Origin of the sequence: Tunturiibacter gelidiferens, from assembly GCF_013410115.1 — a bacterium.
Classification (GTDB): domain Bacteria; phylum Acidobacteriota; class Terriglobia; order Terriglobales; family Acidobacteriaceae; genus Edaphobacter; species Edaphobacter gelidiferens.
The window spans coordinates 1,029,004-1,043,022 of the sequence record NZ_JACCCV010000001.1; the positions used below are offsets into that span (position 1 = coordinate 1,029,004).

The 14,019-nt window shown below is 56.6% G+C and carries 7 protein-coding genes; 5 read left to right on the forward strand and 2 right to left on the reverse strand.

All coding sequences use genetic code 11. The annotated features are described in order from the left end of the window. Positions 1 to 26 precede the first annotated feature (26 nt). Positions 27 to 983 carry a DUF2950 domain-containing protein gene (locus tag HDF12_RS04505; RefSeq protein WP_179581411.1) on the forward strand — a complete coding sequence of 319 codons (957 nt, stop codon included), beginning with the start codon at positions 27 to 29 and terminating at the stop codon, positions 981 to 983. Positions 984 to 1,260: 277 nt separating this feature from the next. On the opposite strand, the gene HDF12_RS04510 is transcribed toward HDF12_RS04505, so the two are convergent. Beyond that, complete coding sequence (locus HDF12_RS04510) at positions 1,261 to 2,916, reverse strand: sigma 54-interacting transcriptional regulator (RefSeq protein ID WP_179581412.1); 1,656 nt, start codon at positions 2,914 to 2,916, stop codon at positions 1,261 to 1,263. A 783-nt stretch (positions 2,917 to 3,699) separates the two neighbouring features. Between HDF12_RS04510 and HDF12_RS04515 the strand changes: the two genes are divergently transcribed. Then, positions 3,700 to 4,833: a formylglycine-generating enzyme family protein gene (locus tag HDF12_RS04515; protein WP_373563841.1), complete on the forward strand. Its 1,134-nt coding sequence runs from the start codon at positions 3,700 to 3,702 to the stop codon at positions 4,831 to 4,833. A gap of 175 nt (positions 4,834 to 5,008) precedes the next feature. On the opposite strand, the gene HDF12_RS04520 is transcribed toward HDF12_RS04515, so the two are convergent. Beyond that, positions 5,009 to 7,228 carry a winged helix-turn-helix domain-containing protein gene (locus HDF12_RS04520; RefSeq protein WP_179581413.1) on the reverse strand — a complete coding sequence of 740 codons (2,220 nt, stop codon included), beginning with the start codon at positions 7,226 to 7,228 and terminating at the stop codon, positions 5,009 to 5,011. Between the two features lie 238 nt (positions 7,229 to 7,466). Here HDF12_RS04520 and HDF12_RS04525 point away from each other — a divergent pair, with 238 nt between their 5' ends. The 3 genes from HDF12_RS04525 to HDF12_RS04535 all read left to right on the forward strand — a co-directional run bounded on the left by HDF12_RS04525 (position 7,467) and on the right by HDF12_RS04535 (position 13,483). After that, complete coding sequence (locus HDF12_RS04525) at positions 7,467 to 10,961, forward strand: TonB-dependent receptor (RefSeq protein WP_179581414.1); 3,495 nt, start codon at positions 7,467 to 7,469, stop codon at positions 10,959 to 10,961. A 99-nt stretch (positions 10,962 to 11,060) separates the two neighbouring features. Continuing rightward, the gene (locus HDF12_RS04530; protein WP_179581415.1) at positions 11,061 to 12,890 is read left to right on the forward strand and encodes an alpha-amylase family glycosyl hydrolase; all 1,830 of its coding nucleotides are present in this window, start codon (positions 11,061 to 11,063) and stop codon (positions 12,888 to 12,890) included. A 296-nt stretch (positions 12,891 to 13,186) separates the two neighbouring features. After that, positions 13,187 to 13,483, forward strand: a complete 297-nt coding sequence (locus HDF12_RS04535) for a hypothetical protein (protein WP_179581416.1) — start codon at positions 13,187 to 13,189, stop codon at positions 13,481 to 13,483. Positions 13,484 to 14,019 lie beyond the last annotated feature (536 nt).

Below are 14,019 nucleotides of genomic sequence, written 5' to 3' on the forward strand. Positions count from 1 at the left end.
AAACGAAACTAATCCTGGAGGATGAAATGTCGCTCACACGCCACAAACTTTTGTTCACACTACAGCTTCTTTTTCTGGCCGTCCTACTGCCTTTGGTCGCGTGCAAAGAATCTGAGAAGCCTTCGACGAGTGCGTCTTCATTGAGTGTGTTTGCTTCGCCGGACGACGCCGGCAACGCTCTGTTGACTGCAGCGAAGTCCGGAGATCAAAACGTACTGACGACAATCTTCGGCCCGGACTCCAGAGAGTTGATCAACTCTGGAGACGCTGTGCAGGATAAGCACACCCTCGACCTGTTTGTAGCCGGATATGTGCAGATGCACCGCTGGCGCAAGATGCCAGATAATTCGCAAATCCTCTTGGTGGGAGCGGACAACTTTCCTTTCCCAATTCCGCTAAAGACGAATACCGACGGGAAGTGGTTCTTCGATACCGCGGCAGGCAAGGAAGAGGTGCTGAACCGCCGCATCGGCAGGAATGAATTGGCGATCATCGACGTCTGTGAAGCGGCAGCAGATGCGGAAGCAGAGTACTTCTATCATCCTCACGACGGCGAAAAGGCGAAGGAGTACGCGGCGAAGTTCCTCAGCGATCCGGACAAGCAGAACGGCCTGTACTGGAAATCCGCGGATGGACAGCCCGCGAGCCCGCTCGGTCCTCTCGCGGCTGCCGCAGCCTCAGACGGGTACAGCGCGAATCCCGAGGGACACACTGCGTTTCACGGATACTACTTCCGGATGCTGAAGGGACAAACCGATAAGGCACCGGGCGGAGCAAAGGAGTATGTGGTCAATGGGAAGATGACTGGTGGGTTCGCATTCGTTGCCTATCCTGCGACCTACGGCAACTCGGGAGTGATGACCTTCATCATCAACCAGGATGGCGTGCTCCTTCAAAAGGATCTGGGAAAGACGACAACGGAGACCGCGAGCGCCATGAGCGAGTTCGATCCCGACTCCAGTTGGACTATCGTAGAGCAGTAAACGAAATCACCACCTTTCTGTACGCCCGGTCTAGGTGAATCTCTATGAATACCCGATCGGTTCAGGCGAAATGCTGAAAAAAGTTTCATGAAAGAAGGTGTTCAACGCTTCTGCCAGTATCGGTATTACTGTTAGCAATGGTTAAGTGCGATGCGAAGACGCGATCTGGCACCGCAGCGCCGAACCTCAAAGAGGTCTGAGTACCGAGACTAATTCCTATGTCTATCGATATCCAAGCGGAGCAGCCATCGACGCCGCTGTGTCATGCGTCCGCTCTTCAGCCGTTCGAGATGGACGCCAACGAATTAGAGCCACTCCCTAAGGGTCGATCGCTAAGCGGATTAAGCGACTTGGGCTGCTCGCCCCCATGGGCGATCCCATGCCTTACTAACATGGAATCCAGTGTCGTCGGTTTGACCCCAAGAAGCTCAGCGGCACCATCTTTTCCACGAACTCGCCATCCCGTCATCGCGAGCACGTTGCACAGATGGCCGCGCTCAGCGTCGCTGAGAAGCAAACTGGGAGCTGAATTGTTCGATGAATCGCTCGGGGGGCTGATGAAAAGTCTCGAACCATTCGCGAGGATCATTGCCCGTTCGACAGTATTTCGCAATTCGCGAATGTTGCCGGGCCAGGGATACAGTTGCAGTGCGCGTAGGCTACCTTGGTCGACGGATTCAATAGGTTTGCAAAATGATTTTGCAAATTCATGTACAAATGACTGAACTAGCAGCGGAATATCTTCTGGGCGTTCTCGTAGAGCTGGCATCCGAATGGGAAAGACGTTGAGTCGGTAGTACAGATCATCTCTAAATCGCCTTTCGCGAACCTCTTTATCCAAGTCCCGATTGGTTGCTGCAATGATTCGCACATCGAAAGAGATGCTCTTCGAGCTCCCAAGTCGTTCAACCTGCTTTTCCTGAAGTGCGCGGAGTAACTTTACCTGCACTTCGAGAGGCAATTCGCCAACCTCATCCAGGAACAATGTTGAACGATGTGCTACTTCGAAACGTCCTGCCTGTCGCGAAAGTGCGCCCGTATACGCTCCTTTCTCTCGACCGAATAGTTCACTTTCAATAAGGGTTGCTGGGATTGCCGCGCAATTTAGCCGTACCATCGGGCGGTCTCTGCGAGGGCTGAGTTCATGGAGAGCGTTCGCAATAAGTTCCTTTCCGGTGCCAGTTTCGCCCACTAGCAGCACACTGGAATTGGTATGTGCTACCTGTTCAACCTGCTCCAACACGCGTCGAAGAGCGTAACTTTCGCCGACGAGGCCTCTGCAGCCCCGAACCGTCTTTATCTCTTGTTGCAGATACATATTTTCTCGTTGAAGTTGGTCACGTAAGCGCTTCACTTCCTCGAGCGCTCTCTGGATTTCGTCCTCTGCGCGCGTGCGCGCAAGAGCGCTGCCTATTATCTCGACAAAAACCCGCAGCCGGTTCACGACGACATCGGGCCACTCCCGTTGATGACGCACTGTGCCAAAGGCCATCGCGCCGATCACTCTGCCGCCGACCTTCAGTGGAAAGGTTAGGTTGGAGCGAGGCCCGAACTTGCGTGCAACCTGCCTCTCCGAAACTGCTTCCTCGGGTAAGTCGTCGATTCGCGAAAAGCAAACCACATCGCCCCGAAGGATTGCGCTCGCCATCCAAGGTAGATCTTTGACGGCGAAGCCAGGAAACGGCTGTAGGCCCGGGAGTTGCCAGCTGTGAGTGGCGACGAAACGTTCGTCATCACGTAATTGCACCAAAGTGCTGCGGTCAAGCCCCAGAGCACGCACAATGTCCTTTTGAGCCTCGACAATCTCATGATCGATTGACGCAGATGTCACGCTCACGAACTTCGCCGAAAGCTCCGTCATCAACGTCTCAAACCGGAGTTGGTCATCTACACCCGCCTGAGCTGGCGAATCGTTCAATCTTTCTGCCGCCATACTAAGAGCTCGCCTCGACATGTGACCTCTCTCTAAGTAAATCTCTAGGGGCCCGGACACGAACTACTCGGTTAACATTCATGTAAGTCTGGATTAGTTGGGCCTATCCTGGAAATCGGCCCTATGGCCTATGAGACGAATGTCCACAGCAATAATCTCCCAATCACGGCCAGTTTCGTCAGGGTGGTGATTCCCTTGAGAATTCTGAAACTCGCTGGAGGGAATGCACTTACTGTCTACCTAAAACCGAGTTAAGGCAACTGTTTGACGCTAAAATCTTTACAAAGTGTAGATAGCAGACATTGAGGCGCAGTGTTTATTAGACACAGAAGTGCAGATAGTGATCTGCTTCCACAGATTTAGAGGAACGCGCACCAAGCCGGAATATCCAAGGCGACCAGCCGATGTACTCTGCCGATTAATCGAAGTTGCCTCCGGTTAGTAGGAGGTGATCGAAACGCAACGTTTTCATCGCTTTTTTTGTTTGCAGGTGTAAGTCCATTGTCAGCAATACCTGCAGTATAGAGAGCAAAAGCGACCCTGGTTGTAAGCTTGCTCTGCAAGGTTGTGTTTTGAAGGCAAGTTTTCCTGATGCCTCAATAGGTACTGCCGTCCCGCGATAGAGATTGCGAGTGCCGATAGCGATATATCCAACAGATCCTCTCAAGATTCAGTAAACTTGCGATGCCTGCTCCTTGACACCAGCGGGAACCCCGGCGTTGTTGCAAGCGTTGAAGGTTCGAAATCTCCCACCACCGAATCGAAGGAGCATGGAGTGCACAGGTGATTAAGCGAAGATCTTTCAACGCGCTGAACTTGAGTCTGGCTCTCTCGCTCTCACTGCTTCTGACGGCGTGCAACAAGTCAGCGCCATCGCAGGCACAGGCGAGTACACCGGTTGGACAACCAGTACCCCTACCGCTTACGCGGTTCCAGCCGTCGGTCGCCAACGGAACACCCGCTCCTCATATCGCGCCCGTAGGCATGGCTTGGATTCCAGGAGGTGAGTTTTCGATGGGTGCGGCAGATGCACCTGATGGGGATGAGGTAGGCATGCAGGCCACGCGCGATTCACGGCCCATCCACCAGGTCTATGTGGACGGCTTCTACATCGACAAGACCGACGTCACTAACGCCCAGTTCGCAAAATTTGTTCATGCCACCGGTTACGTGACCGTGGCAGAACGCAAGCCTCGAGCAGAGGACTTTCCCGGAGCTCCTCCAGAAAATCTAATTGCAGGATCGGTGGTCTTCACCCCGCCCGATCATTCCGTGCCGTTGAACGATCACTTCCAGTGGTGGAGTTTTGTACACGGAGCTAACTGGCGGCATCCGACTGGTCCGAAGAGCAACATTAATGGTAAGGACAACTATCCTGTAGTCCAAGTGGCCTACGAGGATGCGGAAGCCTATGCAAAATGGGCCGGACAGCGACTACCCACAGAGGCGGAATGGGAGTTTGCCGCTCGCGGCGGACTTGCAGGTAAGCCCTTTGTCTGGGGCGATGAGTTTCGTCCCAAAGGGAAGTGGATGGCAAACACCTACCAGGGACACTTTCCCAACTCGGACACCGGAGAGGATGGCCATGTCGGCCTCGCCCCCGTAGCCAGCTTCGCTCCGAACGGATACGGCTTATATGACATGGCTGGAAACGTCTGGCAGTGGACCAGCGACTGGTATCGCCCGGATTACTATCGTCAATTAGCTGCATCCGGTAAGGTCGCGCGCAATCCGCAGGGCCCCGATGCCTCTTTCGATCCAGCCGAACCCAACGAACCCAAGAAGGTTCATCGAGGTGGTTCCTATCTTTGCACGGATCAATACTGCTCGCGCTATATGGTCGGGACACGAGGCAAGGGCGAAGTCAGCACCGGCACAAACCATCTCGGATTTCGTTGTGTCAAAAATGGTGTGTAGCGTAGTTCTTGATGGGCGTATGTGTCGATGGCGATAACGAGAACAAATTCCAAATGCTGGGGCAGCCACAAACCCTGAAGTGCAAACCAATTGGAGATCGCTTCTAGTCCCCAACCTATGTTGCCGAATCCCACTCGATGCTGCGACCTATTCGATGACGGAGTATTCGCGAATCCTAGGGGCCATCAAGATCAAGCGTATAAAGATTACCCGTCCGAGTTCGTGATCGCACGATCGGTACGCTCTCCAGCGTCAGGCCGCAGAAAAAATAGTCTTCCGTATCTCCCCCGTTGAAGTTTGATAGATTCGCAATCTGCTCCAGTCGACCATCTGGAATCGACGCACGGTAGATCGGCTGCATCTCGGCCGACGATGCGTGAAAGAAGATCGCCTTACTATCCGACGACCAGACGGGATCCGCGACCGTAGTCTCCGCGATCGTCCGCCAGGTGTGCAGTACAGTATCAAAAAGCGAGAGCTTACGTTGGTCAAGCGAGACTGCGGCAATATAACGTCCGTCCGGCGACCATCGCGGACTGAACCACCCCTCGGATCCAGGGACCGTCGACAACGCGTGAGTGCGCAGATCGAAGATCTGAATGGCTCGTGGCCCATCCTCTTTCCCCATAATATCGGTCACGCGCCCAAAGGCGATCTGCTGCCCATCCGCAGACCAGGATGGGTCCGCTGCATTACGGCTCTCTCGCAGAAGTTTCTCGGGTGCCCCGCCATCCGCAGGCACCAAATAGATCTGCCATGCTTTACCCGACTCCTTTGCCATAACTGCGATCCTTTTTCCATCGGGCGACCAATGAGCGAGAAATACCTGTAACGAATCCGGTGTTATCTGGATCAACTCCGACCCATCCGCCTTCGCCCGCCATAGCTTTCCCGATGCATCAGTCCAGATGACCCACTGTCGATCGCGCGAATACTCAATCCTGTTTGCCTCCGCGAGGAATCCCGGCATTGCTACAAATTCGTGTCGGCCAGCGTCGTAACGCTGAAGAAGGGACTCGGTTTCGAGCCCCAGGAAGAAGATCCGATGCCCGTTCCGCGAGGTCACTGGCCCAACAAAGCTCAACGGCCCATTCGTCACTCGTTTCGGTTCGCCGATACTCTCTCCCTCAAGCCGCCAAAGATCGCTGCTTCCTCCACGGTCCGATTGAAAGACAAAGTACTTCCCATCGCCGGTCCAGATTCCACAGCACTCCGACGAAGGCTTGGTCCAATTACCAAGAATCGGACGAATCGACTTACCATCGCTCGACGCCTCCCAAAGACCCAACGTGTGTTTTATCGGGTCAAGGAGAGTGAATCTCAGAACTTTCCCGTCAGGCGACCAGCGCAACCAGAATGCGCGTTCAGGCAATTTGGCGAACACGGAAGAGGAGCCATCTTGCGGTCTGTTGATCAACAACTGGTTGCCAGTGGCGTAGAGAATGCTCTTGCCGTCAGGCATCCATGTCGCATCGTGAGCCACAACATTGGCCACCCGCAGCGCACTGCCTCCACCAACCGGTACCGTCCATAGGGACTGCTCCGACTCCGGAGATAAATGATTTCGCAACAGCAGCGTGGACCCATCGGGGGACAGGTCTCCAAGCGTGGCGGAAGAGATCTCGCTCGGCAGCGGAAGGTTCTCGACCGCCCCAGTGCGCACATCTACCTGCGCCAGAACGGATCTGCCTCCTGAAATCACTGGTATATAGATGCGTAGCCCATCCGTCGCCGAGGCCGGAAGGCTCTCCATGGCCTGCACGCCCGGCGCAATCCGTCCGGTCCGCGTCAGGCGCTCGATACGCGGTAGAGGTCCCGAGCTTCGAGAGCCATAATAAAACCCAGCCAAACCCGCCAGGACTCCCACCGGGATCCATAGCCAGAACCCGAACACCTTGCGACGCCGATGCATTAGATCAAGTTCGTTCGGAAGGGAGGAGACCTCAATTTGAGGAGCAGTCCCCGGCTGCCCTTCCAACACGACCGGGGCCGAGCCAGACTCCGAGGTGAGATCAAGGTTTATCGACTCAGTCGACTTGATCGCTGAAGTTCCACTCAGCACCGTAACAGGCGCGATGAACCGGTAACCGCGCTTTGCCAGCGTTTCCACAAATCGCGGATTATCTGCTGTGTCCCCTAGAGCATCCCGAATCTTATTAATCGCAGTGCCAATCGAGTGATCAAAGTCGACGACTATGTTCTTGCCCCAGACCCGAACCTGCAACTCCTCTCGGGTGACCACGTCGCCGGCTTTCTCTAGCAGTACGGCCAGCACCTTGAAAGGCTGACTTTGAAGCTTGATCTTTCGACCCGCCTTCCAAAGTTCGCCGGTCTGAAGATCAGCCTCATAAACTCCAAATCCGAATCTGGAGGCGACTTCAGGATGAGAGAGCATAACCAAGTTCCTTGTAGTCAAACTTTATCACGCTGAAAACCACCTCATCGGATCAACTGCCTGTTGATGACCCTCAAGAATGCTTAGACGAATCAATCACTTACTAGGTGATCAAAGATTTATCGAAAATGGGTGTCCGGGCGATGGCGAGGAACCCAAATAAATTGCCATCGTTTTCCCGCGACCCTGAATTGCACCGCGATTACACCATTCAGGTTGCACCTCTGGAGGCCTCACCATGCACACTGATCTCAACCGACATCGGCAGACACTCGCCGGCAAATTATTACTGCTCCTCTGTCTGCTGCTCTTCCCAGTCCTCGGGCTGCGGGCCCAGACAGACACAGGTCGAGTCACCGGTATTGTTACCGACCCCTCTGGTGCCGTCATCCCGGGTACCACGCTCAAACTCATTAATACTGACACTGGCATTACGCTTTCCGTAATCGCTGGGAACGACGGAAATTTCACCTTCTCCGCCGTCCCCCGTGGCAACTACCGCGTTGAAGCCAGCCACAGCGGATTTCAGAGCGTCAATCAGTCCTTCGCTCTACAGGTCTCCCAGGTCCAGACCATCGAGTTCAAAATGACCATCGGCTCCTCCAACGAAACCGTTGAGGTAACCGATGCCGCTCCAGTCGTCGACGTCTCTACCTCATCCACCGGAGCTGTCATTGAGGGCAAGCAGGTCACCGATCTCCCTCTCAACGGCCGCAACTTTACCAGTCTCGCCAATCTGATCCCCGGCGTCACCCGTGGAGCCTTCAACTCTGACGCCAGCGGGCGCAACGGTAACGTCGAAACTTTCCGCTATTCGGACTCCGGCGGTGGCGCTCTCTCCGTCAATGGACTTCGTCAACAATCCAACAACTTCATCCTGGATGGAGTCGACAACAACGAGTCTCTCGTAAATTCCATCGTCTTCTTTACCCCGCCCGAAGCCATCCAGGAGTTCCGGGTCACCACATCCGTTGCCCCCGCAGAGTTCGGTCGCGCCGGCGGTGCCATCCTTCAGAACTCCGTCAAATCCGGAACCAACAGCATCCATGGCTCGGCCTTCGGATACTTCCGCGATCAGATCTTCGACGCCAACCCCCTTTACTTCAATCCCGGCAATCCAGCGCCAGCCTTTCAGCGCAAACAGTTCGGCGTTGCCGCAGGGGGACCCCTCTGGAAAGACAAGATCTTCCTCTTCGGCGACTACCAGGCACTCCGTCAGAAACAGCCAAAGGACACCGGCTTCTACACCGTCCCCACAGCACTTATGCGTCAGGGCAACTTCTCCGAGTTGCTCGGTCAAAACGTCACCAGCAATCCCGGGGCCTTCTCTTCGGCAACCGGTTGCCCCGCACCAGCCGCAAACGCGACGCTTGTGGTCGGAGCCATCTACGATCCGACAACGTGCCAGCCCTTCGCCGGAAATATCATCCCGCAAAATCGCATCAACTCCGCCGGTCTAAAGTACCTCAACGCGTTCGACGCACCCACCCGCGGCGGCATCCTGAATAACTACTTCGCAGTCCGTAAAGCGATCCAGAACTTCAACGACTTCGACGTGCGCCTCGACTATCACGTCTCCCAGAAGGATTCGATCTTCGTCCGTTACAGCTACGGCCAGGACAACCTCAACGTCAACAGCCTCTTCACCAACCTTCCGGCAGGTTTTGCCTCCGGCGCCAACGTAAACCACCCACGCGGTGGAGCGGCCGGGTACACCCACATCTTTACCTCTAATCTCGTCAACGAATTTCGCTTCGGCTACATCCGTCCCGAGTTCGCCTACATCAACCCAGACCAGGGCACACCCATCTCCGCCAATCTCGGCATCGTCAATGCAAACCGTAACCCCCTTCTGGGAGGCGGCGCTCTTATCGGCGGCAGCAACACGCAGATCGAGTACACCGGTGACGGCGGTCCCTACTCCGTCCCCGAGAAAACCTTCCAGTATCTCGACAGCGTCACCTACACCCGCGGCAAACACACCATGAAAGCCGGCGCCAACGTCCTGCGCCGCGAGGTTGACTTCTTCCAGGGGAATGACTCCAAAGGCTACTTCGTCCTGGGCGGAGTGAACTATCCCGGAACCGGACGCTTCACCGGATATGAAACCTCCGAGATCCTCGCTGGCTTCTCCGACTATGAGATCGGTGCAGCCAGCACCTTCTTCAAAACCTTCAACTACGAGACCGGCTACTTCGTCCAGGACGATTGGAAGGCGACCCGCAGGCTTACTCTCAACCTCGGCATTCGCTACGATCTCTATACTTACCCGTACGAGCAGAACAACAACCAGGCGAACTATGACTTTGCCACTGCATCCCTCCAGGTTGCAGGCGTCAACGGGAACTCACGCTCGCTCATTAATACAGACAAGAACAACTTCGCACCGCGTATCGGCTTTGCCTACGATCTCTATGGCAACGGTAAGACCTCACTCCGAGGCGGCTACGGCATCTTCTACTTCCTCGACCGTGGCGGCGTCGGCAACCAACTCTCCAACCAGCCCGGCTTCAATGGAGTCAATCAGTACGCCGCGACCAACGGCTATCGCATCACCTTCACAGGTCAAAGCCCAACCACTCCTAACGACGCAGCCACCGCAACCGCAGCTCTTCCCATACCTGCCTTCGGACCAGGTGCGATCAACTCCATCAACCTGTCGAACGCTACCGTCATCGCCGTGCCAAAGAACAATCAGAACGGTTCGGTGACGCAATACAACCTGCAAGTCCAGCAGCAGCTCGATCACGCGACCTCGCTCAACATCGCGTATGTCGGCAACAAATCCGATCACCTGATGACCTGGTACAACGCCAACTCGCCTGTCCTCGACGGCACCACGAAGGGCCTCTTCCCCAACCGCGGCACCATCACCGAGGGTCTGGCTGGCGGTTCCTCAAAGTATGACGGCCTGCAGATCTACCTTGACCGCCACGTCGGCTCGAGCTTCCTTGCAACCGTCGCGTATACCTGGTCTCACACCCGCGACAACTCGAGTGGAGCCTTCAGTTCAGGCGCAGGCGCAAGTTCCAGCGGACGCATCTTCATCACCCAGCAGGGAGTCGATCTGCCTGCCAACTACGGCAACTCCGACCAGGATCAGCGTAACGTCTTCGTCGCCAGTGCCGTCTACTCGCTGCCCGTCGGCCGGGGCAAGATGTTCGGCTCAAACATGAACCACGCGCTCGACGAGGTCGTCGGCGGCTGGCAACTCAACACTATCGTCACCCTCGACAGCGGCACGCCGATCGACCTCAACACCACCGGCAGCCCAGGAACCATCGACAACCGGCCAGACCTCATCAGCTTCAGCAAGGTATCCCGCCAGCTGGTCGGAGGCTCGACCAACTCCAACAACCGCACCTTCTTCACCGGTGTCTTCGCGACTCCGCCCATCAACTCCTCCGGCATCTTCACTCGTCCGGGAACCCTGCAGCGCAACGCCTTCGCTGGGCCCGGCTACAAGACCGTGGACCTGGGTCTTTTCAAAGGATTCCACATCACCGAGCGAGTCAACGCCGAGTTTCGCGCTCAGGCATATAACCTCTTCAACACACCGCAGTTCGGCAATCCCGACACCAACATCCGCGACGGCGTCAACGTTCCCGGATCGACAACCATCTTCACCACCGGCGCAAACGCGAGCGGTGCAAATAACGGCTTCGGCAGCATCAACAGCATTCGCCTCAACACCGAACGCCAGCTTGAGCTCGCCGCTCACATCAACTTCTAACCCGCAGCAACCTCAGGCGGCATCATTGAGCTAGTCTCATGATGCCGCTCCTCTTCCCGGCACAATCCGCCATCACTCTTTCCTCTCGGGATTCCAACCATGCGCCGCATTCTTGTAGCTCTTTTACTCACAGTATCGGCGTTCGCCCAATCTCCTCGCATCGAGAAGATCGATCCCCCCAACTGGTGGGCCACCATGCCTGCGCCCATGCTCCTCGTCCAAGGCGAGAACCTCACCTCCGCGCACTTCACTCTAAGCGACGCATCGCTGCACATCAACAAACTCGTCATCTCCGCCAACGGCCACTACGCGCAACTCTGGCTCTCTGCCTCACCCGCGCACTCTCAAACAATCCAGATCAACGTCCGCACACCAAACGGCCGAACCTCCAGCCGCTACTCCTTCGCGTCCCGCCGCAGCTCCTCCGACAGCTTTGCCGGCTTCTCCTCCAAAGACGTCATGTACCTCATCATGATCGACCGCTTCGCCGACGGAGATTCCACCAACGACGGCCCCGACCACGCCGCCGAACTCGCCAAACCCCGCGGCTGGCATGGCGGAGATCTTCGCGGCATTACCCAACACCTCGACTACCTTCAGCAGCTCGGCATCAATACCGTCTGGATCACACCCGTCTACCAGAACCGCGGTAGTCAGAGCTATCACGGCTACGGCGCTACCGACATGTACGCCGTCGACGACCATTTCGGCACCCTCGCCGATCTCAAAGATCTCGCCTCCGCTCTTCACGCCCGTCACATGAAGCTCGTCCTCGACACCGTGCCCAACCACATCGGCCCCAACCATCCCTGGGTTCGCGACAGCCCCGACCCCACCTGGTTTCACGGCACCCTCGAGCATCACACCATCGCCCAGGGCGACTTCGCTCCCCTCACCGACCTCCACGCTCCCTGGCGCGACCAGCACAACGTAACCGAAGGCTGGTTCGCCAACACGCTTCCTGATCTCAATCAGGAAGATCCCGCCGTAGCCCGCTACCTCACCCAGAACTCCATCTGGTGGATCGAGCAGGGCGGCCTCGACGGTCTGCGCATCGATACCTTCCCCTACGTCGCTCGTCCTTTCTGGCAGAGCTTCCACGCCCAGCTCCATTCACTCTATCCGCACCTCACCACCGTCGGCGAAGTCTTCAACGGCGATCCCACCATCACCTCTACCTTCGCCGGTGGCGTCACCCGCACCGGTATCGACACCGGCCTCGACACACCCTTCGACTTCCCCTCATACTTCGCTCTCCGCGACGTCTTTCTCAAAGACGCGCCAATGACGAAGCTCGCCGACGTCCTTCGTCTCGACAATCTCTATCCCCACCCCGAGCGCCTCGTCCCTTTCGTCGGCAATCACGACACCACTCGCTTCCTCAATGACCCCGCGACAACCCCGCACACTCTCGAGCTCGCCTTCGCCATCCTCACCACCATGCGCGGCATGCCCCAGATCTACTCCGGCGACGAGATCGCCATGCGCGGCGGCGAAGATCCCGATAACCGCCGCGACTTCCCCGGTGGCTTCGTCCCCGCTCCTGGCGCTGTGCAGAACGACGCCTTCAACCCATCCTCCCGCACTCCCGAGCAGCAGCAATCCTTCACCGCACTTCAAACCCTCCTCGCTCTCCGTCGCTCTCACCCCGCCCTCCAAACCGGAGACGAGCAACTCCTCCACGCTGACCAGAACGTTCTCGTCTACGTCCGCACCCTCCACACCCCCACCCAGCCCAGCCAACGCATTCTCGTCGCGATAAACAAAGCCGCCCAGCCCTCCGACACCATCGTCAACATCGAGGCCACCGCACTCGAAGGCGCTCAACAGGCCAACACCCTCTACGGATCCTCCGAGGCAACGCTAACCACAAACACCCTCACCCTTCACCTCGCACCTCAAACGGCCGCAATCTTCGACCTCAAGTAGAAGTTCCAACTGTTCAAAATTCTGAGTGCCCCATCCTTCGCGTCTTTTGCGAAGGGTGGGATGAAGCCCGCCAGTACTGCCAAGCCCACCGGCCTAAAACGCTTCGAGCAGACCAAACAACTCCCCCCTGCCAGGCCGCGTCTTTGAAAGCATCAACCCCTCCATCAACTCACAAGACGCCATCCAAGAAACTCTCCAACAAACTCGCGGACAAAGATGTCTCCATAGACCCGCCAACTCTTCCGCTCCACGTCGAGGTCTATAATCTCGGCTACCACAAACTTTGGAGGTCTCTCGTGAAAAAGCTCGTAGCTCTCACCACCCTCGCACTCGCCTTGACCACCGCAGGCGCCTACGCCGAGTCCTTCAAGGGCTTCGTCTCCGACACCATGTGCGCCAACAAAGGCACCAAAAACAGTGCCGACTGCGCAGCCAAGTGCATCAAGGGAGGCTCCGCCCCCGTCCTCGTCGTCGGCGACAAAGTCTACAAGATCACCAACCCCGACACTCTCGTCCCCCACGCAGGCCACGACGTCACGGTCGAAGGCACTCTCAAGGGAGACTCCCTCACCGTCGAATCCGTCAAAATGTAATCAGGCTTCGATCGGGCTGCTGAGCCAAATTCACGAGAAGGGCGCTCTGATTCAGATCAAGTAGCCCGACACAGTTACGAACAACGTACCCGTCGACCCACCCGGGCTGTATCCCGTGACGACGATAAACGTCCCCGGGTCAGCGTACAAACGCACCGCCTGCAGAGCGGCATAAAAATCGTAGCCATTAGAGCTCTGAGCATAGGCAAAGGTTAGTGGGACAAACAAACTAACGTTATTGCCCCCACAGGGTAGTTCACGAAAGCCTCGAGCTGACTCCCCGGCGGACTCACGTCCAACTGCACACTCAAGGTCTCCACCACCAGGTGTCTCCCGGCCGGCACTGCGATAGACGGCGACCCAGTTGCTCCAAAAGGATTTGCCGGTAAGCCCGGTACAGATGCAACGGCGCTGACTACATCAACCTTCTCCATAAACGCCTCCAAGGTATCCCAGTTTTGCCGCTCAACCAATTAGCAACACGGCCTCCAGATAAAACAAAGGCTCAAGAATCCAGAGGTCCAGGCTGTCGGCGG

Excerpts from the sequence above, each read along its gene's own strand:
- HDF12_RS04530 (WP_179581415.1), top strand. The coding sequence starts at position 11,061 with ATGCGCCGCATTCTTGTAGCTCTTTTACTCACAGTATCGGCGTTCGCC.
- HDF12_RS04505 (WP_179581411.1), top strand. The coding sequence starts at position 27 with ATGTCGCTCACACGCCACAAACTTTTGTTCACACTACAGCTTCTTTTT.
- HDF12_RS04510 (WP_179581412.1), bottom strand. The coding sequence starts at position 2,916 with ATGGCGGCAGAAAGATTGAACGATTCGCCAGCTCAGGCGGGTGTAGAT.
- HDF12_RS04525 (WP_179581414.1), top strand. The coding sequence starts at position 7,467 with ATGCACACTGATCTCAACCGACATCGGCAGACACTCGCCGGCAAATTA.
- HDF12_RS04520 (WP_179581413.1), bottom strand. The coding sequence starts at position 7,228 with ATGCTCTCTCATCCTGAAGTCGCCTCCAGATTCGGATTTGGAGTTTAT.